A 23882-nucleotide genomic window follows, 5' to 3' on the forward strand; every position below is an offset into this window, starting at 1 on the left:
TTATGAGAGTTATTGTAATGCGCGCAGCAGCGCATCGTTGTCAGCGTTATCAGCGATCCGAATATCTTGCCAGCCCAGTTCCCGGGCCTGGTTCGCCAGACGCTCACTGACGACCAGAAGCCGGCAGTGGAGTAACCAGTTTTCACGATACCAAAGGGGCACCAGCGACCAGAGCTGCTGCAGCATTTCACCGCTGGTCACCACCAGGGTCGTAATGCCGCGCATATGCCAGCGCATCGCCTCTTCCGCACCATCGTAATGTTTTGCACAACGCTGATAGCATTCGCAGAACGTGACCTCAGCCCCGCGTTCCCGCAGCGTTTCGCCCAACAGTTCGCGCCCGCCGTTACCGCGTAAAATGAGTGCACGCTTTCCGGCAATAGTTTGTAATTCAGGTAATTGTAGCAAGACTTCGCTGATTTCCCGATCTAACGGGTAACGAACGTCTGTTCCGCTTACGGTATGCAGCGCCAGTGCCGTTGTACGACCAATCGCAAAATAGTGAGGAGCGGTTGGCCAGTTAAGCCCCTGCTGTTGCAGCTGTGCCTGGGCAAATTCCACCGCATGTTGCGACAGCGCAAACAGCAAGTCGCCCTGCTGGAGGGTATTCATATGGTCGGCAAGCGCGGACAGCTCCCGACCGGGGGAGAATTCAATGAGCGGAAAACTCCAGGCCACCTGCCCCAGTGCGCGCAGACGGCTCACTAATTGCTCTCCTGCGGGAGAAGGGCGGGTGACAAGAATACTCATGCAGGGGGTTCTCCATTATAAACTTCAGCCAGGATCTCACGGGCGCCGTTATCCAGCAGCTCTTCTGCCAGCGACACGCCAAGCTGTTCGGCATCTTGCGCTTTACCGCGACGTTCGCCGCGGACCATCTGTGAACCGTCCGGTGCGCCAACCAGCGCTCGCAGCCACAGTTCACCGTTAATTAATTCAGCATAGCTGCCAATGGGCACCTGACACCCTCCTTCGAGGCGGGTGTTCATGGCGCGCTCGGCGTTAACGCGGATAGCGGTCTCATCATGGTTCAGTGGGGCAAGCAGCGCGCGGGTACGCTCATCATCCAGACGGCATTCAATGCCGACGGCCCCCTGACCCACAGCCGGCAGCGACAGCTCAGGCGGCAACGCGACGCGAATGCGCGACGTCAGCCCCAGGCGCTTCAGACCCGCAACCGCGAGGATAATGGCATCGTAATCGCCGTTATCCAGCTTGCTCAGACGCGTACCAACGTTACCGCGCAGCGAACGAATGATCAGGTCCGGACGACGTTCTGCCAGCTGACACTGACGACGTAAACTGGACGTGCCAACCACGCTGCCTTCTGGCAACGCATCGAGCGAATCATAGTGATTGGAGACAAACGCATCGCGCGGATCTTCACGCTCGCAAATGGTCACCAGCCCCAGCCCTTCCGGGAACTCGACGGGCACATCTTTCATCGAATGTACGGCGATATCGGCGCGGTTCTCAAGCAATGCCAGTTCCAGTTCTTTGACAAACAGGCCCTTGCCGCCCACTTTAGCCAGTGGCGTATCAAGGATCACGTCACCGCGCGTGACCATCGGCACCAGCTCGACGCACAATCCACTGTGGCAGGCTTCAAGGCGCTGCTTAACATAATGTGCCTGCCAGAGCGCAAGAGGGCTTTGGCGTGTGGCAATTCTCAAAACATTGTCTAACATGCTTGTTACCGTCATTATCAATCGCTAACCATCCTAACATTGTTGACTCTGGGATGGCAGTTTTACGGTGATGAAGAAGAGAGGGACAGGGCGGGGTTCTCGTCAGCCACAGCCGTATTAAGGAATTTACACGTACAGAACGGTGCTACACTGTATGTAGCGCATCTTTCTTTACGGTCAACCGGCAAGGTGTTAAATTGATCACGTTTTAGACCATTTTTTCGTCGGTACCACCATAATGATAAGGGCGAAAAAAGGTAACGGTTCTCTTTTTGTAATACTGCGGGTCCGCTGTTATTTCTGTTTTGAATAGCGTGCGACACCCGGAAACATCAGGCGATACGTCTTGTACCTCTATATTGAGACTCTGAAACAGAGACTGGATGCCATAAACCAACTGCGTGTCGATCGCGCGCTTGCTGCTATGGGCCCTGCTTTCCAGCAGGTATACAGTCTTCTGCCGACATTATTGCACTATCACCATCCGCTGATGCCTGGCTACCTTGACGGTAACGTTCCCAGAGGCATCTGTCTTTTCACGCCTGATGAAACCCAACAACACTACCTGACCGAACTTGAACTCTACCGTGGCATGCCGCCGCAGGAATCACCGAAAGGTGAACTGCCGATTACAGGCGTTTACACCATGGGCAGCACCTCCTCGGTTGGGCAAAGCTGTTCTTCGGACCTGGACATCTGGGTCTGTCATCAGTCCTGGCTCGATAACGACGAGCGTCAGCTGCTGCAACGAAAGTGCAGCCTGCTGGAAAGCTGGGCCGCGTCGCTTGGCGTGGAAGTCAGTTTCTTCCTGATTGATGAAAACCGTTTCCGTCATAACGAAAGTGGCAGTCTGGGTGGTGAAGACTGCGGCTCAACCCAGCACATCTTACTGCTGGACGAGTTTTACCGTACTGCCGTTCGCCTGGCCGGTAAGCGTATTCTGTGGAATATGGTGCCGTGCGACGAAGAAGAGCATTACGACGATTACGTAATGTCGTTGTACTCCCAGGGTGTGCTGACACCAAATGAATGGCTGGATCTGGGTGGCCTCAGTTCGCTTTCCGCCGAAGAGTACTTTGGCGCGAGCCTCTGGCAGCTCTATAAAAGCATTGATTCGCCGTATAAGGCCGTGCTGAAAACCCTGCTGCTGGAAGCCTATTCCTGGGAATACCCCACGCCGCGTTTGCTGGCGAAAGATATCAAACAGCGTCTGCACGACGGAGAAATTGTCTCCTACGGGCTGGATGCTTACTGCATGATGCTTGAACGTGTCACCGAATACCTGAAAGCCATTGATGACACCACGCGTCTCGATCTGGTGCGTCGATGTTTCTATCTCAAAGTCTGTGAAAAACTCAGCCGCGAACGCGCATGCGTGGGCTGGCGTCGTGAAGTGGTCAGTCAGTTGGTTAAAGAGTGGGGATGGGACGAAGAACGTCTGTCGATGCTTGATAACCGCGCCAACTGGAAAATCGATCAGGTGCGTGAAGCGCACAACGAACTGCTCGATGCCATGATGCAAAGCTACCGCAACCTTATCCGCTTTGCGCGTCGTAACAATCTCAGCGTTTCCGCCAGCCCGCAGGATATCGGGGTGTTGACGCGTAAACTGTATGCGGCGTTTGAAGCATTGCCGGGTAAAGTCACGCTGGTTAACCCGCAGATTTCACCGGACCTGTCAGAACCGAACCTGACCTTTATCTATGTGCCACCGGGCCGTGCAAACCGCACCGGGTGGTACCTGTACAACCGTGCGCCAAGCATGGACTCGATCATCAGCCATCAGCCGCTGGAATATAACCGCTACCTGAACAAGCTGGTGGCCTGGGCCTGGTTCAACGGCCTGCTGACCTCGCGTACCCGGCTGTTTATCAAAGGCAACGAGGTTGTCGATTTAGCCAAACTGCAGGAGATGGTGGCGGATGTCTCCCACCACTTCCCGCTGCGTCTGCCGGCGCCGACGCCAAAAGCGCTCTACAGTCCGTGTGAAATTCGCCATCTGGCGATCATCGTCAACCTGGAATATGACCCGACGGCGGCCTTCCGCAATCAGGTGGTTCATTTTGACTTCCGCAAACTGGATGTCTTTAGCTTTGGCGAGCAGCAAAACTGCCTGGTGGGCAGCGTAGACCTGCTGTACCGCAACTCGTGGAACGAAGTGCGTACTCTGCACTTCAACGGCGAGCAGGCGATGATCGAAGCGCTGAAAACGATTCTCGGCAAGATGCACCAGGACGCTGCGCCGCCGGACAGCGTTGAGGTGTTCTGCTATAGCCAGCATCTGCGCGGTCTGATCCGTACCCGTGTGCAGCAGCTGGTTTCAGAGTGCATCGAACTGCGCCTCTCCAGTACCCGTCAGGAAACCGGTCGCTTTAAAGCGCTGCGCGTCTCCGGACAGACCTGGGGCCTGTTCTTCGAGCGCCTGAATGTTTCAGTACAGAAGCTGGAAAACGCCATCGAGTTCTACGGCGCCATTTCGCACAACAAGCTGCATGGCCTGTCAGTGCAGGTGGAAACCAACCACGTGAAACTGCCACAGGTCGTGGATGGCTTTGCGAGCGAAGGAATTATTCAGTTCTTCTTTGAAGAGTCGGGTGACGACGCCGGTTTCAACATCTACATCCTGGATGAGACGAACCGCGCTGAGGTTTATCACCACTGTGAAGGCAGTAAAGAGGAGCTGGTGCGCGACGTCAGCCGCTTCTATTCGTCCTCACATGACCGCTTTACCTACGGCTCCAGCTTCATCAACTTTAACCTACCGCAGTTCTACCAGATTGTGAATGTAGACGGACGTTCGCAGGTGATTCCGTTCCGTACGCAGGCCGTTACGCCAGCGGTTCCCGCCAGCCAGGACACTACCCCGCTGTTGCAGCAGTATTTCTCCTGACGGTTTTTGCCCGGTATGCAGTGCACCACCGGGCAAAACAGACTCAACGAAAACGCACGTCTTCGCCTGCCTGCGCGGTCGCCGCCTGTTCCAGCAGATCCCAGAACGTTTCGCCGCTACGGTCACACACCCATTCGCCCTCTTTCAGATCGAAATGGTAGCCACCCTGTTTGGCGGCCAGCCAGACCTGGTGAAGCGGCTCCTGGCGGTTAATAATAATTTTGCTGCCGTTTTCGAAGCTCAGGGTCAGAATGCCGCCGTTGATCTCACAATCGATATCGCTGTCGCCGTCCCAGTCGTCAAGCCGCTCTTCGATGGTCATCCATAAGGTGTCTGCAAGGCGATGGAATTCACTGTCGTTCATGGTTTTGTTCCTGTTTTTCGTGATGCCGGCAGTATAACGCTAAATAATTCCCGTTGCAGGAAAGCGGCAAACTCTTGCTTTTGTGTCTTCTCCTGCGATGATAGAAACAGATTTGAACTTACGGGCAACTTTATAATGAAAAACGTTTTCCGAACGCTTGCCGTTCTCATCACGCTGTTTAGTCTGACGGGCTGTGGACTGAAGGGACCGCTTTACTTCCCGCCAGCGGATAAAACGGCGCCGCCGCCGACGAAACCTGTGCAAAGCGGTATTGAGTCTTCCACGCCAGACACGAACGATCGTGGCAATAATGGTGGTCCGACTCAGGTTAATCTCTGACGATTACGTTCTGTACCCGCGCAATGGAGCGAATGATGCAGTTCTCTAAGATGCATGGCCTTGGCAACGATTTTATGGTCGTCGACGCGGTAACGCAGAATGTCTTTTTCTCCCCGGAACTGATCCGCCGCCTGGCGGATCGGCATCTGGGCGTGGGGTTCGATCAGCTGCTGGTGGTTGAGCCGCCGTACGATCCTGACCTCGATTTCCACTACCGTATTTTTAACGCTGACGGCAGTGAAGTCTCCCAGTGCGGCAACGGTGCGCGCTGTTTTGCCCGCTTTGTCCGCCTGAAAGGGCTGACGAACAAGCGCGATATCCGCGTCAGTACCGCGAATGGTCGCATGGTGCTCAGCGTCACCGATGACGATCTGGTTCGCGTGAATATGGGCGAGCCGAACTTTGAACCTTCCGCCGTGCCGTTTCGCGCAAACAAAGCGGAAAAGACCTATATTATGCGTGCGGCCGAGCAGACAGTATTGTGTGGCGTCGTCTCGATGGGAAACCCGCACTGCGTGATTCAGGTTGATGATGTGGAGACCGCCGCCGTTGAAACCCTCGGCCCGGTGCTGGAAAGCCATGAACGCTTCCCGGAACGCGCGAACATTGGTTTTATGCAGGTGGTGAAGCGTGAACACATCCGTCTGCGGGTGTATGAACGCGGCGCGGGCGAAACCCAGGCCTGCGGAAGCGGTGCCTGCGCGGCAGTGGCCGTCGGCATCGCTCAGGGGTTACTGGCAGAAGAGGTTCGCGTGGAGTTACCAGGCGGTCGTCTTGATATCGCCTGGAAAGGACCGGGTCATCCGCTGTTTATGACTGGCCCGGCGGTACATGTCTATGACGGGTTTATCCATCTATGAAGCAACCAGGGGAAGAACTGCAGGAAACGGTGACGGAACTGGACGACAGTGCTGTTGTTGATTATCTGCTGAACAATCCCGCGTTTTTTATTCGCAATGCACGTCTTGTCGAACAGATGCGCGTGCCGCATCCGGTGCGCGGGACCGTGTCGCTGGTCGAATGGCACATGGCCCGCGCGCGCAACCACATCAATCAGCTTGAAGAGAACATGACGCTGCTCATGGAACAGGCGAACAATAACGAAAGCCTGTTCTATCGACTGCTGCATCTGCAGGCGCGTCTGGCCTCGGCCCACAGCCTTGACGAGTTTCTCAGCCGTTTCCACCGCTGGGCGCGAGAACTGGGGCTTGCAGGCGCAACCCTTCGTCTCTTCCCCGACCGCTGGCGCATTGGTGCACCGTCTGGTTTCACCCATCTGGCGCTGAGCCGTCAGGCGTTTGAGCCGCTACGTATTCAGCGCCTGGGTCATCAACATCACTATCTGGGGCCGCTGAACGGACCAGAATTGCTGGTGGTATTGCCAGAAGCCAAAGCGATTGGCTCGGTGGCCATGTCATTGATGGGGCGCGATGGCGACTTAGGCGTGATGTTATTTACCAGTCGCGACGCGCATCACTATGAGCAGGGGCAAGGTACGCACCTGTTGCAGGAGATCGCCCTGATGCTGCCTGAGCTGCTGGAGCGCTGGATTGAGCGCGTATGACGGACGGACTTCTTGCCACTGACGTCGCGCGATTTCTGCGCTACCTGGGGGTTGAACGTCAGCTTAGCCCCATAACGCTGCTGAACTATCAGCGTCAGCTTGATGCCATCATGCAGATTGCCGATGAAATCGGCCTGAAAAGCTGGCAACAATGTGACGCTGCGACGGTTCGTGGCGTCGTCGTGCGTAGCCGCAGGAAAGGGTTAGGCCCGGCGAGTCTGGCGCTCAGGCTCTCTGCCCTGCGCAGTTTCTTCGACTGGCTGGTGAGCCAGGGCAGCCTTAAAGCCAACCCGGCGAAAGGCATTGCCACGCCAAAAGCACCGCGTCATCTGCCTAAAAATATCGACGTCGATGATGTCAATCGCCTGCTGGATATCGATCTTAACGATCCGCTGGCGGTGCGTGACCGCGCGATGCTGGAGGTGATGTACGGTGCCGGACTGCGTCTGTCTGAACTGGTCAATCTCGATATAAAACATCTCGATCTGGACACCGGCGAAGTGTGGGTGATGGGCAAGGGCAGCAAAGAGCGCCGCTTGCCGATTGGTCGCAACGCTGTCGCCTGGATTGAGCACTGGCTTGACCTGCGCGGGCTGTTTGGCGCGGAAGAAGATGCGCTGTTCCTGTCGAAACTCGGCAAGCGGATCTCGGCGCGTAACGTGCAGAAGCGTTTTGCGGAGTGGGGCATTAAGCAGGGGCTGAACAGCCATGTTCACCCGCACAAGCTGCGCCACTCTTTTGCGACCCACATGCTTGAATCAAGCGGCGATCTGCGCGGCGTGCAGGAACTGCTCGGCCACGCGAATTTGTCCACCACCCAAATTTATACCCACTTAGACTTCCAGCACCTTGCCTCGGTGTATGACGCGGCGCATCCACGCGCCAAACGGGGGAAATAATGCGTTTTTACCGCCCACTGGGTCAGATATCAGCCCTTACCTTTGACCTTGATGACACCCTTTATGATAACCGCCAGGTGATCCTGCGTACCGAGCAGGAGTCGCTGACGTTTGTGCAGAACTATCACCCGGCGCTGAAGACGATGCAGAACAAGGACTTCCAGCAGCTGCGTCAGACCCTGCGGGAGACCGAGCCGGACATTTACCATGACGTGACCGAATGGCGTCGACGTGCGGTTGAACAGGCGATGCTGAATGTTGGCATGAGCGCGCGTGATGCGGCGATAGGGGCTGAAGCGTCCATGGAAAACTTCGCCAAATGGCGCAGCCGTATTGATGTGCCACAGGAGACCCACGATACGCTGGCCGCGCTGGCAGAGAAGTGGCCGCTGGTGGCGATTACCAATGGCAATGCCCAGCCTGAGCTGTTTGGTCTTGGCGATTATTTTGAGTTTGTGCTGCGCGCGGGCCCGCACGGGCGCTCGAAACCGTTTAACGATATGTATCACCTGGCGGCGGAAAAACTGAACCTGCCGCTCGGCGAAATGTTGCATGTGGGTGATGACCTGACCACGGACGTGGCCGGGGCGATCCGCTGCGGCATGCAGGCCTGCTGGATCAAGCCGGAAAACGCTGACCTGATGACAACGCCGGACAGCCGTCTTCTGCCGCACGTGGAAATTTCACGGTTGGCATCCCTCACGACGCTGATATAATCATCAATTGTTCTGTATAAATTAACAGGGTTTTGGCGAAGGAATCACATTCGCCTGCCTGACATTACGTGACGGTGCCAATGGACGTTTCTTACCTGCTCGACAGCCTTAATGACAAACAGCGTGACGCGGTTGCCGCTTCGCGCACCAACATGCTGGTGCTGGCTGGGGCGGGCAGTGGTAAGACACGCGTGCTGGTACACCGTATTGCGTGGCTGCAGAGCGTGGAAAACTGCTCGCCGTACTCCATTATGGCGGTGACGTTTACCAACAAGGCGGCGGCAGAGATGCGCCACCGAATCGCACAGCTGATGGGCACCAGCCAGGGCGGCATGTGGGTGGGTACTTTCCACGGTCTGGCGCATCGCCTGCTGCGGGCGCACCACATGGACGCTAACCTGCCGCAGGATTTCCAGATCCTCGACAGCGAAGATCAGCTGCGTCTGCTGAAGCGTCTTATCAAGGCGATGAATCTCGACGAGAAGCAGTGGCCGCCGCGTCAGGCAATGTGGTACATCAACGGCCAGAAAGACGAAGGGCTGCGTCCGCACCATATTCAGAGCTTCGGCAACCCGGTCGAGCAAACCTGGCAGAACGTTTATAAAGCCTATCAGGAGGCGTGCGATCGCGCAGGTCTGGTGGACTTTGCTGAGCTGCTGCTGCGTGCGCACGAGCTGTGGCTCAACAAACCGCATATCCTGCAGCACTATCGTGAACGCTTCACCAATATTCTGGTGGACGAATTCCAGGATACCAACAACATCCAGTATGCATGGATCCGCCTGCTGGCCGGTGATACCGGCAAGGTGATGATCGTCGGTGATGACGATCAGTCCATCTATGGCTGGCGTGGGGCGCAGGTGGAAAACATTCAGCGCTTCCTCAATGATTTCCCCGGTGCTCAGACCATCCGTCTGGAGCAGAACTACCGTTCGACCAGCAACATTCTGAGCGCCGCCAACGCCCTGATTGAGAACAACAACGGGCGTCTGGGTAAAAAGCTGTGGACCGATGGCGTTGACGGTGAACCGATCTCTATCTACTGCGCATTCAACGAACTTGATGAAGCGCGCTTTGTGGTGAACCGTATTAAAACCTGGCAGGACAACGGTGGCGCGCTGGAGCAGTGTGCCATTCTCTATCGCAGCAACGCCCAGTCGCGCGTGCTGGAGGAGGCGTTGCTGCAGGTGAGTATGCCGTACCGCATTTACGGCGGCATGCGCTTCTTCGAACGTCAGGAGATCAAAGACGCGCTCTCGTATCTGCGTCTGATCGCAAACCGTAATGACGATGCGGCGTTTGAGCGCGTGGTGAACACCCCAACCCGCGGCATCGGTGACCGTACCCTGGACGTGGTGCGTCAGGCCTCCCGCGATCGCCAGCTGACACTCTGGCAGGCGTGCCGCGAGCTGTTGCAGGAGAAAGCGCTCGCCGGACGTGCAGCCAGCGCCTTACAACGCTTCCTGGAGCTGATTGATGCCCTGGCACAGGAAACGGCCGATATGCCTCTGCACGTACAGACCGACCGGGTGATTAAAGACTCCGGCCTGCGCACCATGTATGAGCAGGAGAAAGGCGAAAAGGGCCAGACCCGTATTGAGAACTTAGAGGAACTGGTGACGGCAACGCGCCAGTTCAGCTACAACGAAGAAGACGAAGATTTGATGCCGCTGCAGGCGTTCCTCTCCCACGCGGCGCTGGAAGCGGGCGAAGGGCAGGCAGACACCTGGCAGGATGCGGTTCAACTTATGACCCTGCACTCCGCCAAAGGTCTGGAGTTCCCGCAGGTGTTTATCGTCGGGATGGAAGAGGGGATGTTCCCGAGCCAGATGTCGCTGGATGAAGGTGGGCGTCTGGAGGAGGAGCGTCGTCTGGCCTATGTTGGCGTGACGCGCGCGATGCAAAAGCTGACGCTGACCTATGCCGAAACCCGACGCCTGTACGGTAAAGAGGTGTATCACCGTCCGTCGCGCTTTATCGGCGAACTGCCGGAAGAGTGCGTGGAAGAGGTGCGCCTGCGCGCCAGTATCAGCCGCCCGGTCAGCCATCAGCGTATGGGCTCGCCGATTGCTGAAACGGACACCGGCTACAAGCTGGGTCAGCGCGTGCGTCATGCTAAGTTTGGTGAAGGCACCATCGTCAATCTGGAAGGTAGCGGCGAGCACAGCCGCCTGCAGGTGGCGTTCCAGGGGCAAGGTATCAAATGGCTGGTGGCAGCCTACGCCAGGCTGGAAACTGTGTAACTTTCAGAAAAATATCATTATTTTGTAATAATCTGCTAGCCTTATACGTTGAAGGTCAATTAATGCCCTTCAGCGTTCCGTTGCGTGTTGACGCCACTATTACTGCTGGCGTAACATGCGCGCACGATTACGCTAAGAGGACATTCGCCTTGGACACACCCAGTAGATACTGGCTCAATTCCCTGTCATCCAGGAACAACTCCTAAGGCTATCTCCTCTTGCTGATGGCCTTAGTGGTTGTCAGCGACCTGCATTATTCCCGTCGCGCTGAGTCAGGCTGTTTAATGGTCTGAAACCCAATTTGTTTCTGTGTGCCCACCGAACTGTCCGATATTTTTTGCATTGGGAGTCCCGGTCATGTTGAGCGCATTTCAACTCGAAAATAACCGACTGACTCGGCTTGAAGCCGAAGAGTCACAGCCCCTCATTGATGCCGTATGGGTGGATCTGGTCGAGCCGGACGACGATGAGCGCCTTCGCGTACAATCTGAGCTGGGGCAAAGCCTGGCAACCCGCCCGGAACTGGAAGACATCGAAGCATCTGCTCGTTTTTTTGAAGATGAAGACGGTCTGCATATTCACTCCTTCTTCTTCTTTGAAGACGCCGACGATCACGCGGGTAACTCCACCGTGGCGTTTACCATTCGTGACGGTCGCCTGTTTACCCTGCGCGAGCGTGAGCTGCCCGCGTTTCGTCTCTACCGCATGCGCGCCCGTAGCCAGGCGATGGTCGACGGCAATGCCTACGAACTGCTGCTGGACCTGTTTGAAACCAAAATCGAACAGCTGGCGGATGAAATTGAAAACATCTACAGCGACCTGGAAAAGCTGAGCCGCGTCATTATGGAAGGGCATCAGGGCGATGAATACGACGAAGCGCTCTCGACGCTGGCAGAGCTGGAAGATATCGGCTGGAAGGTGCGTTTGTGTCTGATGGATACCCAGCGCGCGCTGAACTTCCTGGTGCGTAAGGCGCGTCTGCCGGGCGGTCAGCTGGAGCAGGCGCGTGAGATCCTGCGCGATATCGAATCCCTGCTGCCGCACAATGAATCGTTGTTCCAGAAGGTCAACTTCCTGATGCAGGCGGCGATGGGCTTTATCAATATCGAGCAGAACCGCATCATCAAGATCTTCTCGGTGGTCTCGGTGGTCTTCCTGCCACCAACGCTGGTGGCCTCGAGCTACGGGATGAACTTTGAGTTTATGCCGGAGCTTAAGTGGAGCTTTGGCTACCCTGGCGCGATTATCTTTATGATCCTCGCCGGGCTGGCGCCGTACCTCTACTTCAAGCGCCGTAACTGGCTGTAAACATCAGGCGGGTGGCATTGTGCCTGCCCGCCTCATTACCGCTTACAATCCTTTGCGCGTTCTGCGCTGGGTATAAAGGGCGTCTGCAACAAAAATCGCCAGCGCCACCCAGATAAAGGCAAACGTCACCATCTTATCTGCGCCCGGTACTTCGCCGTAAAACACCACTGCCAGCAGGAACATCAGCGTCGGACCGATGTACTGAAAGAAGCCCAGCGTGGAGAGACGCAGGCGCGTCGCGGCACCGGTGAAGCACAGCAGAGGAATGGTGGTTACCACACCGGCCGCCATCAGCATCAGATTCAATGACAACGGGTTACTGCCCATATGGCTGGTTGCGCTGTCGGCAATACCAAACAGGTAAATCGCCGCGACCGGCAATAGCCACAGGGTTTCAAACAGCATCCCGGTCTGCGCTTCCACGGCTATTTTCTTCCGGACCAGCCCGTAAAACGCAAAGCTGAACGCCAAACCCAGAGCGATCACGGGCAGCGAACCGAAGGTCCACAGTTGAACCAGCACGCCGCAAAAAGCGAGGATGACCGCCAGCCACTGCATGCGACGGAAGCGCTCGCCCAGGAAAATCATGCCCAGAACAATGTTGACCAGGGGATTAATAAAATAGCCCAGGCTCGCTTCGAGCATGTGATGGTTATTGACTGCCCAGATAAAGAGCAGCCAGTTGCCGCCTATCAGCACGGCTGAGAGGGCCAGCAGGAACACCTTTTTCGGCGTTTTCAGCAGCGTTTTGACGCCAGACCACTGACGGCTAACGCTCATCAGCGCGATCATAAAGAAAAACGACCAAATCACACGGTGTGTGAGGATCTCGTCAGCGGGTACGTAAGCGATAAACTTGAAGTACGCCGGTGCGATACCCCAAATAAAATAAGCGGCAAGGGCGAGTAGTACGCCCTGCCGCGTTTGTTTAGCATCCATCGGGATAATCCGTTACAAAAAAGTGAATTAATTTTACCCGATTTTAGGGTTTCAACCCACCATATAAGTGGCAGTTGCGCTGGCGATATAGACCTGCTCTTCGTTATGCAATTCAACGCGGGCGACGGCAACCTTATTCCCGGCGCGCAGCAGGCTGCTGGTGGCGGTAAAACGGTTTCCACGCCCGGGACGCAGGTAATCGACGCGTAAATCGATGGTGCCCATACGCGACAAACGCTGGCGCAACTCGTCTTCATTGATGGTGTCATGGCGCGTCAGCGTACTGCCCACACAGACCAGGCCCGCCGCCACATCCAGCGCTGAGGCAATCACCCCGCCGTGCAAAATACTCTGCGCCCAGTTGCCTACCATCATCGGCTGGTTGTTGAAGCTGAGCTGGGCAAACGCTTTCTCGTAGCACTCGAGTTCCAGACCCAGTGCACGGTTAAACGGCATATGGTAAACAAAAATCTCGCCCACGAGTTTTAACGCTTCTTCGGCGGTAAGCATGGCTGACATGAGGCATCACATCCTTATTGTTAATAAAATGTTGATTTTATGCTTCAGCAATAAGGAATTCCACTTTCAGAAACGAGGATGCAGCAGTTGTCGCAGAAGTATGTAGAATATCCGCCACATAACAATTCAACTAATTAACTCTTTGCAGGAGAACACCACCGATGCGGACGTATCTGGCCTGGTTACTGGCGGCAGTTGCGCTGCCCCTCACAGCATATGCCCAGGAAGCGACGATTAAAGAAGTTCACGATCAACCTGCCGTGCAGGGCAGCATTATCGCGAACCTTCTTCAGGAACATGATAATCCGTTCACGCTGTATCCGTATGACACCAACTACGTGATATACACGCAGACCAGCGATCTCAACAAAGAGGCGATAAGCTCCTATAACTGGTCCGATAATGCGCGTAAAGACGAAGTGAAGTTCCAGTTAAGTCTCGCGTTCCCGTTCTGGCGCGGCATTCTGGGACCGAATTCGGTGCTCGGCGCCTCTTACACGCAGAAATCCTGGTGGCAGCTTTCCAACAGTGGCGAATCTTCACCGTTCCGTGAAACCAACTATGAGCCGCAGCTGTTCCTCGGTTTTGCGACCGATTATGAATTCGCGGGCTGGACGCTGCGTGACATTGAGGTGGGCTTTAACCACGATTCAAACGGACGCTCCGACCCTACCTCGCGCAGCTGGAACCGTGCCTATACACGACTGATGGCGCAGAACGGCAACTGGATGGCGGAAGTGAAGCCGTGGTTCGTGGTGGGCGACACCGACGACAACCCGGATATCACCAAATATATGGGTTACTATCAGCTCAAAATCGGCTATCAGTTGGGTGACGCGGTGCTGAGCGCCAAAGGCCAGTACAACTGGAACACCGGTTACGGTGGCGCGGAACTGGGCCTCAGTTATCCGGTGAGCAAGCACGTTCGCCTCTATACTCAGGTTTACAGCGGCTACGGCGAGTCGCTTATCGATTACAACTTCAACCAGACCCGTGTAGGTGTGGGCGTGATGCTGAACGATATTTTCTAGACAGCTCGAATGTTTTTTCGTTAAACGTTGAAGTTTCTCTCTCAGGCGCTGAAAATAGCGCCTGTTTTATTTCTGGCAAATGGGGTTAACGTGGCGCAGGCGGAAGTATTGAATCAGGAATCGCTGGCTAAACAGGTTTTGCATGAAACCTTTGGCTACCAGCAGTTCCGCCCTGGCCAGGAAACCATCATTGAAACCGTGCTGGAAGGCCGCGATTGTCTGGTGGTCATGCCTACCGGCGGCGGTAAATCCCTCTGCTATCAGGTGCCCGCGCTGGTGCTCAACGGCCTGACGGTCGTGGTATCGCCTCTTATTTCCCTGATGAAAGATCAGGTCGATCAGCTCCTTGCCAACGGCGTGGCGGCGGCCTGCCTTAACTCCAGCCAGACCCGCGAGCAGCAGCAAGAGGTCATGGCCGGTTGCCGTACCGGGCAGGTTCGCCTGCTGTATATCGCGCCGGAACGTCTGATGCTGGATAACTTCCTCGATCATCTGTCGCACTGGAATCCGGTCCTGCTGGCGGTGGATGAAGCCCACTGTATCTCCCAGTGGGGACATGATTTCCGCCCGGAATATGCGGCGCTCGGCCAGCTCCGTCAGCGTTTTCCCGAACTGCCGTTTATGGCGCTCACCGCGACGGCAGATGACACCACGCGTCAGGATATCGTCCGGCTGCTGGGGCTGAACGATCCGCTGATTCAGGTCAGCAGCTTCGACCGCCCGAACATCCGCTACATGCTGATGGAAAAATTCAAGCCGCTGGATCAGCTTCTGCGCTACGTGCAGGAGCAGCGCGGGAAGTCCGGCATCATCTACTGCAACAGCCGCGCGAAGGTGGAAGACACGGCCGCGCGCCTGCAGAACCGTGGTTTTAGCGCCGCCGCCTACCATGCCGGGCTGGAAAACGCGGTTCGCGCCGATGTGCAGGAGAAATTCCAGCGCGATGACCTGCAGATTGTGGTGGCGACGGTGGCGTTCGGAATGGGGATCAACAAGCCGAACGTGCGCTTCGTCGTACACTTCGACATTCCGCGCAATATCGAATCGTACTACCAGGAAACCGGCCGCGCCGGGCGTGATGGGCTGCCTGCCGAAGCCATGCTGTTTTACGATCCGGCCGACATGGCGTGGCTGCGCCGTTGTCTGGAAGAGAAACCGCAGGGCCAACTGCAGGATATCGAACGCCACAAGCTCAACGCGATGGGCGCGTTTGCCGAAGCGCAAACCTGCCGCCGTCTGGTGCTGCTCAACTACTTTGGCGAGGGGCGTCAGGAGCCGTGCGGCAACTGCGATATCTGTCTTGACCCACCAAAGCAATACGATGGCCTGATGGATGCGCGCAAAGCGCTCTCGACCATCTATCGTGTGAACCAGCGCTTCGGCATGGGCTACGTGGTGGAAGTGTTGCGTGGGGCAAATAACCAGCGTATCCGCGACATGGGACACGATAAGCTGCCCGTCTACGGTATCGGCAAAGACCAGAGCCACGAGCACTGGGTGAGCATCATCCGTCAGCTGATTCACCTGGGCTTTGCCACGCAAAACATTGCCCAACACTCAGCGCTTCAGCTTACCGAAGCGGCACGTCCGGTGCTCCGCGGGGATATCGAACTGAAGCTCGCGGTTCCGCGCCTTGTCGCCCTGAAGCCGCGGGTGATGCAAAAATCGTACGGCGGCAATTACGATCGCAAGCTGTTTGCCAAACTGCGCAAGCTGCGTAAAGCCATTGCTGATGAAGAGAACATTCCGCCCTACGTGGTCTTCAACGATGCGACGCTTATCGAGATGGCAGAGCAGACGCCGCTCAGCGCCAGCGAAATGCTCAGCGTCAACGGTGTTGGCACGCGCAAGCTGGAGCGCTTTGGCAAAGAGTTTATGGCGCTTATCCGCGCTCATGTCGACGGTGACGATGAGGAGTAGTCAGCCAGCCTAAAAAATGTCAGGATGGTGACTCACTTAATTATTTCCCTGCGAGTTAATTATGTTAATGCTATTTCTTACCGTGGCGTTAGTGCACATCGTTGCGCTCATGAGCCCGGGCCCTGACTTTTTCTTCGTGTCACAAACCGCCGTCAGCCGCTCCCGCAAAGAAGCGATGATGGGGGTGCTGGGTATCACCATGGGCGTTATGGTCTGGGCGGCCGTGGCGCTGCTTGGTCTGAACCTGATTCTGGCGAAGATGGCCTGGTTGCACAACATCATCATGGTTGGCGGGGGGCTTTACCTTTGCTGGATGGGCTACCAGATGCTGCGCGGGGCGTTGAAGAAAGAAGAGAAAAAGCCGGAAGAACCGAAAGTTGAGCTGGCAACGGGCGGCCGGAGTTTTATTAAAGGGCTGCTCACCAACCTGGCGAACCCAAAAGCGATTATCTATTTCGGCTCCGTGTTCTCCCTGTTTGTGGGTGACAACGTGGGGGCGGGTGCGCGTTGGGGCATTTTCCTGCTGATCGTGGTGGAAACTTTTGCGTGGTTTACCGTGGTTGCCAGCCTGTTTGCCTTACCGGCGATGCGCCGCGGTTACCAGCGTATTGCGAAGTGGATTGACGGCTTCGCCGGCGCGTTGTTCGCCGGCTTTGGCATTCATCTCATCATTTCTCGCTAAGCATGACGCGCTGACGCAAGCAGCGCGCCTACCAGCATAAACAGCGAACCAAAGATTTTGTTCAGGGCCTTCATCTGCTTAGGCCCTTTAATCCACACCGCAATCCGCTGCGCCAGCGTCGCGTAACCAATCATCACGATGATATCGACAACAATGGTGGTCGCACCCAGCACCACGTACTGCATAACCTGTGGCTGATGCGGGACGATAAACTGCGGGAACAGCGCGGCAAGGAAAACAATACTTTTCGGGTTGGTCAGGTTCACAAACACCGCGCGTTTAAACAGGCGTCCGCGTGTTTGCGTCTGGGCGAGCGTATTAAGATCAATTGAGCCTGCCGCACGCCACTGCTGAATACCGAGCCAAATCAGGTACGCGGCACCGGCCCATTTCAGCACGTCAAAGGCCAGTACCGAGCGGGAGAACAGCGTACCCAGACCAATGCCCACCAGCACGATATGAATGCCCAGACCGGTCTGCAAACCGGCAATGGACGCCGCGGCACCGCGATAGCCGTGGTTGATGGAGGTGGTCATGGTGTTAATGGCGCCTGAACCTGGGGAAAGGCTAAGGATGATGGATGTCAGCAGATAAGCGAACCACCACTCGAAGGTCATTTGAAACTCCCGAATTGTCTGTTTTTATGCCACAATACGCTATTGTTACGTCATTTTGTGACCGGTGACGAAAAAACGATATTCCTTGGCTTACGGGGGTGGAAACCCGATGTTTCAGCAGAAAAAGGACTGGGAAACACGAGAAAACGCATTTGCTGCTTTCTCTATGGGGCCGCTGACCGATTTCTGGCGTCAGCGTGAGGAAGATGAGTTTACGGGTGTTGGCGATGTTCCGGTACGCTTTGTGCGTTTCCATGATGAGAAAAACGATCGGGTGATCGTGGTCTGTCCGGGACGTATCGAGAGCTACATCAAATACGCTGAACTGGCCTATGACCTGTTCCATCTGGGCTTCGATGTGTTGATTATCGACCATCGCGGGCAGGGGCTTTCTGGCCGCTTATTGTCGGACACGCATCGCGGTCATGTGGATAACTTCAGCGATTACGTCGACGATCTTGCCGCCTTCTGGCAGCAGGAAGTTCAGCCGGGCCCATGGCGTAAGCGCTATATTCTGGCGCACTCCATGGGTGGGGCGATTTCGACGCTGTTTTTACAGCGCTATGACCACCAGTGTGATGCCATTGCGCTCACCGCGCCGATGTATGGCATCGTCATGCGTTTTCCGGACTGGATGGTGCGCCATATTCTCGACTGGGCTGAGGGCCATCAGCGCATTCGTGAAGGGTATGCCATCGGGACAGGGCGCTGGCGCGCGCTGCCGTTTGCCCTCAACGTATTGACCCATAGCCGGCAGCGTTATCGCCGTAACCTGCGTTTTTATGCCGATGAACCGCGCCTGCGCGTCGGTGGCCCGACATATCACTGGGTGCGGGAAGGGATCCTTGCCGGTGAACAGGTGCTTGCTGGTGTTGGTAAAGATGATACGCCGACACTTCTGATTCAGGCTGAAGAAGAGCGTGTGGTGGATAACCGCATGCATGACCGCTTTTGTGAACTCCGCGCTGCCGCCGGTCACCCTTGCGAAGGGGGTAAACCGCTGGTCATCAACGGCGCGTACCATGAGATCCTTTTTGAAAAGGACGCTATGCGCTCAGTCGCGCTCAACGCCATTGTTGAATTTTTCGACAGGCATAATTGATTGTTGTTTTACCACCAGAGGTTGAAATCCCTATGTACCAGGTTGTTGCATCTGATTTAGATGGCACGCTGCTTTCGCCCGACCATACCCTGTCGCCTTACGCGAAAGAGACCTTAAAGCTTCTGACCGCCCGCGGGGTGAACTTCGTGTTTGCCACCGGCCGCCACCACGTGGACGTGGGGCAGATCCGCGATAATCTTGAGATCAAATCGTACATGATCACCTCCAACGGCGCGCGCGTGCACGATACCGATGGCAACCTGATCTTTACGCATAACCTGGATCGCGACATTGCCGCCGATCTGTTCGGCGTAGTGCATAACAACCCGGACATTATCACTAACGTTTATCGCGATGACGACTGGTTCATGAATCGCCATCGCCCGGATGAAATGCGTTTCTTCAAGGAAGCGGTATTTAACTATTCCCTGTACGAGCCAGGCCTGCTGGAGCCGGAAGGGATCAGCAAGGTGTTCTTTACCTGCGAAAGCCACGAAGCGTTGCTGCCGCTGGAACAGGCGATTAATGCGCGTTGGGGTGACCGCGTCAACGTGAGTTTCTCGACCCTGACCTGTCTGGAAGTTATGGCGGGGGGTGTTTCCAAAGGGCACGCGCTGGAAGCCGTGGCGAAACGTCTGGGCTTCGAACTGAAAGACTGTATCGCTTTCGGTGATGGCATGAACGACGCCGAGATGCTCTCTATGGCGGGTAAAGGCTGCATTATGCAGAATGCACACCAGCGTCTGAAAGACCTGCACCCGGAACTGGAAGTGATTGGGTCTAACGCTGACAACGCGGTACCAAAATACCTGCGCAAACTGTTCCTTGAATAATCTTCATTTGATTGTTTATTGCTCAGTTGTCAACTAAAGAGTTCGCTACAATGCCTGTCCTTCTTTCTGAGAGACAAGCATTGTGGCGCTACTCATTATTACCACTATCCTGTGGGCCTTCTCTTTTAGCCTGATTGGCGAGTACCTCGCCGGGCACGTCGACAGCTACTTCTCGGTGCTGATGCGCGTGGGGCTGGCGGCGCTGGTATTCCTGCCCTTCCTGCGTACACGCGGGCAATCGCTGAAGACCATTTTGCTGTACATGCTGGTGGGGGCGATGCAGCTCGGCATCATGTACCTGTTCAGCTTCCGGGCTTACGTCTACCTGTCTGTCTCTGAATTTCTGCTTTTCACCGTGCTTACGCCGCTCTATATCACGCTGATTTACGATCTGCTCAGCAAACGACGTTTGCGCTGGGGATATCTGTTGAGCGCGGCGCTGGCGGTGATCGGGGCGGCGATTATTCGCTACGACAAAGTGAGCGACCACTTCTGGACCGGGCTGATGTTCGTGCAGCTGGCGAACCTCAGCTTTGCCATCGGCATGGTCGGGTACAAGCGCCTGATGGAAACCCGTCCGATGCCACAGCATAACGCGTTCGCCTGGTTCTATATGGGGGCAGCTATCGTCGCGGTGGCGGCATGGTTTATGCTCGGCAACCCGCAAAAGCTCCCGACGACAAGCCTGCAGTGGGGCGTTCTGGTCTGGCTGGGCGTGGTGGCATCGGGGCTGGGGTACTTCATGTGGAACTACGGCGCTACGCAGGTAGACGCCGGTACGCTGGGGATCATGAACAACGTGCATGTGCCTGCAGGGCTGCTGGTGAACCTTGCCATCTGGCAGCAGCAGCCTCACTGGCCGAGCTTCCTTATTGGGGGAGCAGTGATTCTGGCTTCGCTGTGGGTCCATCGCCGTTGGGTCGCTCCGCGCTCCGCACAAACGGAAGATGATCGCACGCGTGGTTCCGCGCAGAGCGAATAAACGCTTCCGTAATCGGCTGACGCTGCTCGCCATCGCGCACGGCGGCGTACAGCCGGCTCCATAGTCCCTCGCCCAGGGTTTTAGTGACAACCAGACCCTGGCGTTCAAAACTCTCCACAACCCAGTGTGGCAGCGCCGCGATGCCCATTCTGGCGGCAACCATCTGAATTAACAGCAGGGTGTTATCCACGCTTTTGAGCTGCGGGCTAATGCCGGCCGGCTGCAGGAAATGACGCCAGATATCCAGCCGACTGCGCTGTACCGGGTAAATCAGCAGCGTTTCACTGGCTAAATCTTCCGGGGTGATACGCGTTTTACTGGCCAGCGGATGATCCGGAGCCAGCACCAGCCGTACCTCATAATCAAACATTGGCGAATAGTGCAGGCCGCTGCGGGGCAGAATGTCTGAGGTCATCACCAGATCCAGTTCGCCCTGCTGGAGCGACGGCTGCGGGTCGAACGTCACGCCGGATTTGAAATCCATCTCCACCTGCGGCCACCTCTGGCGGAAGTTCTCAAGCGCGGGTGTCAGCCATTGAATACAGCTGTGACACTCAATGGCGATACGCAGTCTGGTTTGCTGCGGCTCGTTACAGGACTGCAGCGCGCTGGCTATTTGCGGCAGCACCTGATTAGCCAGCTGCAGCAGGATCTCGCCCTGAGGCGTAAAGCGTAGCGGCTGGCTCTTACGCACAAAAAGACGAAAGCCGAGGCGTTGTTCCAGATCGCTGAACTGGTGAGAAAGGGCGGACTGGGTCTGGTGCAGCGTGGCTGCCGCCGCCGCGAGAGAACCGCAATTTCGCAACGCTTGTAGCGTTTTCAGGTGTTTAATCTCGATCATGAAAGTCCTTCACTTCGCCATGAACATTTTGCGCTTGAGGAATATACAGTAACTGCCAATTATGGATGTGTAAACATCTGGATGGCTAAATACGAAAAATTCACAGGGGACACACCATGACAATTCGCAATCACACTCTCGGTTTTCCTCGCGTTGGCCTTCGCCGCGAGCTGAAAAAAGCGCAGGAAAGTTACTGGGCAGGTACCTCTGGCCGTGAAGAATTGCTGGCAGTGGGCCGCGAACTGCGTGCGCGCCACTGGGAACAGCAAAAGCAGGCGGGCATTGACCTGCTGCCCGTGGGCGATTTCGCCTGGTACGACCATGTTCTGACCACCAGCCTGCTGCTTGGCAACGTGCCGGCTCGTCATCAGAACAAAGATGGATCGGTAGATATCGACACCCTGTTCCGCATTGGCCGTGGCCGTGCGCCAACAGGAGAGCCTGCGGCAGCGGCGGAAATGACCAAGTGGTTCAACACCAACTATCACTATATGGTGCCGGAATTTGTGAAAGGCCAGCAGTTCAAACTGAGCTGGACCCAGTTGCTCGACGAAGTCGATGAAGCGCTGGCGCTGGGCCACCAGGTGAAACCGGTATTGCTGGGGCCGGTAACGTATTTATGGCTGGGTAAAGTGAAAGGCGAGCAGTTTGACCGTCTCAGCCTGCTGAACGATATTCTGCCGGTCTACAAACAGGTGCTGATTGAACTGGGTAAACGCGGAATTCAGTGGGTGCAAATCGATGAGCCTGCACTGGTGCTGGAGCTGCCGCAGGCGTGGCTAAAAGCGTTTAAACCCGCTTACGATGCCCTTACTGGTCAGGTGAAGCTATTGCTGACCACCTATTTTGAAGGCGTGACGCCGAACCTGAGTACTATTACTGCGCTGCCGGTTCAGGGTCTTCATGTTGACCTGGTCCACGGCAAAGATGACGTGGCCGAACTGCACAAACGTCTGCCCGAAGAGTGGCTACTCTCGGCCGGACTGGTGAATGGCCGTAACGTCTGGCGCGCCGATCTGAGCGAGAAATATGCACAGATTAAAGATATCGTCGGCAAACGTGAGCTGTGGGTGGCCTCCTCCTGCTCTCTGCTGCACAGCCCAATCGATTTGAGTGTGGAAACCCGTCTGGATCCCGAGGTGAAGAGCTGGTTTGCCTTTGCGCTGCAAAAATGTGAAGAGCTGGCGCTGCTGCGTGATGCGTTAAATAGCGGTGACACCACGGCCATTACCGACTGGAGCGCCCCCATTCAGGCGCGTCGTCATTCGGCGCGCGTCCACAACCCGGCGGTCGAAAAACGTCTGGCGGCCATTACCGCGCAGGACAGCCAGCGTCAGAGCCCCTATGAAGTGCGTGCCGAAGCCCAGCGTGCCCGTTTCAACCTGCCAGCGTGGCCAACCACCACCATCGGCTCCTTCCCGCAGACGACGGAGATCCGTGGCCTGCGTCTGGATTTCAAAAAAGGCAACCTCGATGCGAATCACTACCGCACCGGCATCGCTGAGCACATCAGACAGGCGATTGTTGAGCAGGAACGTTTAGGTCTGGACGTGCTGGTACACGGTGAAGCCGAGCGTAACGACATGGTGGAATACTTCGGCGAACATCTGGACGGTTTCGTCTTTACGCAGAACGGCTGGGTGCAGAGCTATGGTTCCCGCTGTGTGAAGCCACCGGTGGTGATTGGTGACGTCAGCCGCCCGCAAGCGATTACCGTAGAGTGGGCAAAATTCGCCCAGTCCCTGACCGACAAACCGGTGAAAGGGATGCTGACCGGCCCGGTGACGATCCTCTGCTGGTCCTTCCCGCGTGAAGATGTGACCCGTGAAACCATCGCCAAACAGATTGCGCTGGCGCTGCGTGATGAAGTGGCCGATCTGGAAGCGGCGGGTATCGGCATCATCCAGATTGATGAACCGGCGCTACGCGAAGGTTTGCCGCTGCGTCGCAGTGACTGGGATGCTTATCTGAAGTGGGGTGTGGAGGCTTTCCGCCTCAACGCCGCGGTCGCGAAAGACGACACGCAGATCCACACCCACATGTGTTACTGCGAATTTAACGACATTATGGATTCGATTGCCGCGCTGGATGCCGACGTGATCACCATCGAAACGTCGCGTTCAGACATGGAACTGCTGGAGTCCTTCGAAGCGTTCGAGTATCCAAACGAAATTGGGCCGGGTGTCTACGACATCCACTCCCCGAACGTACCGAGCGTGGAGTGGATTGAGAGCCTGCTGAAAAAAGCCGCCCAGCGGATCCCGGCTGAGCGCCTGTGGGTCAACCCGGACTGCGGACTGAAAACCCGCGGCTGGCCGGAGACCCGCGCGGCACTCGCGAATATGGTCAGGGCGGCGCAGAATTTGCGTCAGGCCTGATAAATCCGAAGCCCGGCAAGGCGTAGC

23 protein-coding genes are annotated in these 23882 nt (G+C 56.2%); 16 read left to right on the forward strand and 7 right to left on the reverse strand.

Annotated elements, in window-relative coordinates; translation table 11 throughout:
- Positions 1–9: 9 nt before the first annotated feature.
- A complete protein-coding gene (gene hemD / locus AAIR21_RS21175; RefSeq protein WP_014172140.1) occupies positions 10–750 on the reverse strand; it encodes a uroporphyrinogen-III synthase in 741 nt (246 codons plus the stop codon).
- Positions 747–1688 (reverse strand): hydroxymethylbilane synthase, encoded by a 942-nt coding sequence (hemC, locus tag AAIR21_RS21180; protein ID WP_032669623.1) that lies wholly within the window; start codon positions 1686–1688, stop codon positions 747–749. The genes hemD and hemC overlap by 4 nt, the downstream gene beginning before the upstream one ends.
- 346 nt (positions 1689–2034) lie before the next feature.
- On the opposite strand from hemC, the gene cyaA reads away from it, so the two are divergent.
- On the forward strand, positions 2035–4578 hold the full coding sequence (gene cyaA / locus AAIR21_RS21185) for a class I adenylate cyclase (protein WP_014172138.1): 2544 nt from the start codon (positions 2035–2037) through the stop codon (positions 4576–4578).
- A 43-nt stretch (positions 4579–4621) separates the two neighbouring features.
- On the opposite strand, the gene cyaY is transcribed toward cyaA, so the two are convergent.
- Positions 4622–4942, reverse strand: a complete 321-nt coding sequence (cyaY, locus tag AAIR21_RS21190) for an iron donor protein CyaY (protein WP_014172137.1) — start codon at positions 4940–4942, stop codon at positions 4622–4624.
- A gap of 135 nt (positions 4943–5077) precedes the next feature.
- Between cyaY and lptM the strand changes: the two genes are divergently transcribed.
- From lptM to corA, 8 genes are all read left to right on the forward strand, one after another.
- Positions 5078–5281, forward strand: coding sequence for an LPS translocon maturation chaperone LptM (gene lptM, locus AAIR21_RS21195; protein ID WP_025202779.1), 204 nt, complete (start codon positions 5078–5080; stop codon positions 5279–5281).
- A gap of 35 nt (positions 5282–5316) precedes the next feature.
- Entirely contained in the window at positions 5317–6141 is an 825-nt protein-coding gene (gene dapF / locus AAIR21_RS21200; protein ID WP_020882883.1) for a diaminopimelate epimerase, read from the forward strand.
- Positions 6138–6845, forward strand: coding sequence for a DUF484 domain-containing protein (locus tag AAIR21_RS21205; protein ID WP_014172135.1), 708 nt, complete (start codon positions 6138–6140; stop codon positions 6843–6845). The genes dapF and AAIR21_RS21205 overlap by 4 nt, the downstream gene beginning before the upstream one ends.
- On the forward strand, positions 6842–7744 hold the full coding sequence (xerC, locus tag AAIR21_RS21210; protein WP_014172134.1) for a tyrosine recombinase XerC: 903 nt from the start codon (positions 6842–6844) through the stop codon (positions 7742–7744). The genes AAIR21_RS21205 and xerC overlap by 4 nt, the downstream gene beginning before the upstream one ends.
- Complete coding sequence (gene yigB / locus AAIR21_RS21215) at positions 7744–8460, forward strand: 5-amino-6-(5-phospho-D-ribitylamino)uracil phosphatase YigB (RefSeq protein ID WP_047954809.1); 717 nt, start codon at positions 7744–7746, stop codon at positions 8458–8460. Before xerC ends, yigB begins: the two co-directional genes overlap by 1 nt.
- Before the next feature lie 80 nt (positions 8461–8540).
- Positions 8541–10703: a DNA helicase II gene (gene uvrD, locus AAIR21_RS21220; RefSeq protein ID WP_020882882.1), complete on the forward strand. Its 2163-nt coding sequence runs from the start codon at positions 8541–8543 to the stop codon at positions 10701–10703.
- A 149-nt stretch (positions 10704–10852) separates the two neighbouring features.
- A complete protein-coding gene (ysgD, locus tag AAIR21_RS21225; RefSeq protein WP_212743980.1) occupies positions 10853–10909 on the forward strand; it encodes a YsgD/CorL family protein in 57 nt (18 codons plus the stop codon).
- A 151-nt stretch (positions 10910–11060) separates the two neighbouring features.
- On the forward strand, positions 11061–12011 hold the full coding sequence (gene corA / locus AAIR21_RS21230) for a magnesium/cobalt transporter CorA (protein ID WP_020882881.1): 951 nt from the start codon (positions 11061–11063) through the stop codon (positions 12009–12011).
- Positions 12012–12053: 42 nt separating this feature from the next.
- On the opposite strand, the gene rarD is transcribed toward corA, so the two are convergent.
- The gene (gene rarD / locus AAIR21_RS21235; protein ID WP_014172130.1) at positions 12054–12950 is read right to left on the reverse strand and encodes an EamA family transporter RarD; all 897 of its coding nucleotides are present in this window, start codon (positions 12948–12950) and stop codon (positions 12054–12056) included.
- A gap of 51 nt (positions 12951–13001) precedes the next feature.
- Positions 13002–13469: an acyl-CoA thioesterase YigI gene (gene yigI, locus AAIR21_RS21240; RefSeq protein WP_183516926.1), complete on the reverse strand. Its 468-nt coding sequence runs from the start codon at positions 13467–13469 to the stop codon at positions 13002–13004.
- A gap of 161 nt (positions 13470–13630) precedes the next feature.
- Between yigI and pldA the strand changes: the two genes are divergently transcribed.
- The 3 genes from pldA to rhtC all read left to right on the forward strand — a co-directional run bounded on the left by pldA (position 13631) and on the right by rhtC (position 17102).
- Positions 13631–14500: a phospholipase A gene (gene pldA, locus AAIR21_RS21245; protein ID WP_020882880.1), complete on the forward strand. Its 870-nt coding sequence runs from the start codon at positions 13631–13633 to the stop codon at positions 14498–14500.
- A 90-nt stretch (positions 14501–14590) separates the two neighbouring features.
- The gene (gene recQ, locus AAIR21_RS21250) at positions 14591–16420 is read left to right on the forward strand and encodes an ATP-dependent DNA helicase RecQ (protein WP_183516927.1); all 1830 of its coding nucleotides are present in this window, start codon (positions 14591–14593) and stop codon (positions 16418–16420) included.
- Positions 16421–16481: 61 nt separating this feature from the next.
- Positions 16482–17102, forward strand: a complete 621-nt coding sequence (rhtC, locus tag AAIR21_RS21255; RefSeq protein WP_014172126.1) for a threonine export protein RhtC — start codon at positions 16482–16484, stop codon at positions 17100–17102.
- On the opposite strand, the gene rhtB is transcribed toward rhtC, so the two are convergent.
- A complete protein-coding gene (gene rhtB, locus AAIR21_RS21260; protein WP_014172125.1) occupies positions 17099–17719 on the reverse strand; it encodes a homoserine/homoserine lactone efflux protein in 621 nt (206 codons plus the stop codon). The genes rhtC and rhtB overlap by 4 nt on opposite strands.
- 109 nt (positions 17720–17828) lie before the next feature.
- On the opposite strand from rhtB, the gene pldB reads away from it, so the two are divergent.
- The 3 genes from pldB (at position 17829) to AAIR21_RS21275 (ending at position 20636) form a co-directional block, all read left to right on the forward strand.
- Positions 17829–18821 carry a lysophospholipase L2 gene (gene pldB, locus AAIR21_RS21265; protein WP_020882879.1) on the forward strand — a complete coding sequence of 331 codons (993 nt, stop codon included), beginning with the start codon at positions 17829–17831 and terminating at the stop codon, positions 18819–18821.
- A 32-nt stretch (positions 18822–18853) separates the two neighbouring features.
- On the forward strand, positions 18854–19654 hold the full coding sequence (gene yigL, locus AAIR21_RS21270) for a sugar/pyridoxal phosphate phosphatase YigL (protein WP_020882878.1): 801 nt from the start codon (positions 18854–18856) through the stop codon (positions 19652–19654).
- An 82-nt stretch (positions 19655–19736) separates the two neighbouring features.
- On the forward strand, positions 19737–20636 hold the full coding sequence (locus AAIR21_RS21275; protein ID WP_025202785.1) for a carboxylate/amino acid/amine transporter: 900 nt from the start codon (positions 19737–19739) through the stop codon (positions 20634–20636).
- On the opposite strand, the gene metR is transcribed toward AAIR21_RS21275, so the two are convergent.
- Complete coding sequence (gene metR / locus AAIR21_RS21280) at positions 20524–21477, reverse strand: HTH-type transcriptional regulator MetR (protein ID WP_014172120.1); 954 nt, start codon at positions 21475–21477, stop codon at positions 20524–20526. The two genes, AAIR21_RS21275 and metR, sit on opposite strands and share 113 nt — an antisense overlap.
- A 116-nt stretch (positions 21478–21593) precedes the next feature.
- Between metR and metE the strand changes: the two genes are divergently transcribed.
- A complete protein-coding gene (gene metE / locus AAIR21_RS21285; protein ID WP_063215716.1) occupies positions 21594–23855 on the forward strand; it encodes a 5-methyltetrahydropteroyltriglutamate--homocysteine S-methyltransferase in 2262 nt (753 codons plus the stop codon).
- Positions 23856–23882: the final 27 nt, after the last annotated feature.

Origin of the sequence: Enterobacter sp. PTB (assembly GCF_051130085.1) — a bacterium.
GTDB classification, from domain to species: Bacteria; Pseudomonadota; Gammaproteobacteria; order Enterobacterales; family Enterobacteriaceae; genus Enterobacter; species Enterobacter ludwigii.

Excerpts from the sequence above, each read along its gene's own strand:
- hemD (WP_014172140.1), bottom strand. The coding sequence starts at position 750 with ATGAGTATTCTTGTCACCCGCCCTTCTCCCGCAGGAGAGCAATTAGTG.
- hemC (WP_032669623.1), bottom strand. The coding sequence starts at position 1,688 with ATGTTAGACAATGTTTTGAGAATTGCCACACGCCAAAGCCCTCTTGCG.
- cyaY (WP_014172137.1), bottom strand. The coding sequence starts at position 4,942 with ATGAACGACAGTGAATTCCATCGCCTTGCAGACACCTTATGGATGACC.
- lptM (WP_025202779.1), top strand. The coding sequence starts at position 5,078 with ATGAAAAACGTTTTCCGAACGCTTGCCGTTCTCATCACGCTGTTTAGT.
- dapF (WP_020882883.1), top strand. The coding sequence starts at position 5,317 with ATGCAGTTCTCTAAGATGCATGGCCTTGGCAACGATTTTATGGTCGTC.
- AAIR21_RS21205 (WP_014172135.1), top strand. The coding sequence starts at position 6,138 with ATGAAGCAACCAGGGGAAGAACTGCAGGAAACGGTGACGGAACTGGAC.
- xerC (WP_014172134.1), top strand. The coding sequence starts at position 6,842 with ATGACGGACGGACTTCTTGCCACTGACGTCGCGCGATTTCTGCGCTAC.
- yigB (WP_047954809.1), top strand. The coding sequence starts at position 7,744 with ATGCGTTTTTACCGCCCACTGGGTCAGATATCAGCCCTTACCTTTGAC.
- uvrD (WP_020882882.1), top strand. The coding sequence starts at position 8,541 with ATGGACGTTTCTTACCTGCTCGACAGCCTTAATGACAAACAGCGTGAC.
- corA (WP_020882881.1), top strand. The coding sequence starts at position 11,061 with ATGTTGAGCGCATTTCAACTCGAAAATAACCGACTGACTCGGCTTGAA.
- rarD (WP_014172130.1), bottom strand. The coding sequence starts at position 12,950 with ATGGATGCTAAACAAACGCGGCAGGGCGTACTACTCGCCCTTGCCGCT.
- yigI (WP_183516926.1), bottom strand. The coding sequence starts at position 13,469 with ATGTCAGCCATGCTTACCGCCGAAGAAGCGTTAAAACTCGTGGGCGAG.
- pldA (WP_020882880.1), top strand. The coding sequence starts at position 13,631 with ATGCGGACGTATCTGGCCTGGTTACTGGCGGCAGTTGCGCTGCCCCTC.
- rhtC (WP_014172126.1), top strand. The coding sequence starts at position 16,482 with ATGTTAATGCTATTTCTTACCGTGGCGTTAGTGCACATCGTTGCGCTC.
- rhtB (WP_014172125.1), bottom strand. The coding sequence starts at position 17,719 with ATGACCTTCGAGTGGTGGTTCGCTTATCTGCTGACATCCATCATCCTT.
- pldB (WP_020882879.1), top strand. The coding sequence starts at position 17,829 with ATGTTTCAGCAGAAAAAGGACTGGGAAACACGAGAAAACGCATTTGCT.
- yigL (WP_020882878.1), top strand. The coding sequence starts at position 18,854 with ATGTACCAGGTTGTTGCATCTGATTTAGATGGCACGCTGCTTTCGCCC.
- metR (WP_014172120.1), bottom strand. The coding sequence starts at position 21,477 with ATGATCGAGATTAAACACCTGAAAACGCTACAAGCGTTGCGAAATTGC.
- metE (WP_063215716.1), top strand. The coding sequence starts at position 21,594 with ATGACAATTCGCAATCACACTCTCGGTTTTCCTCGCGTTGGCCTTCGC.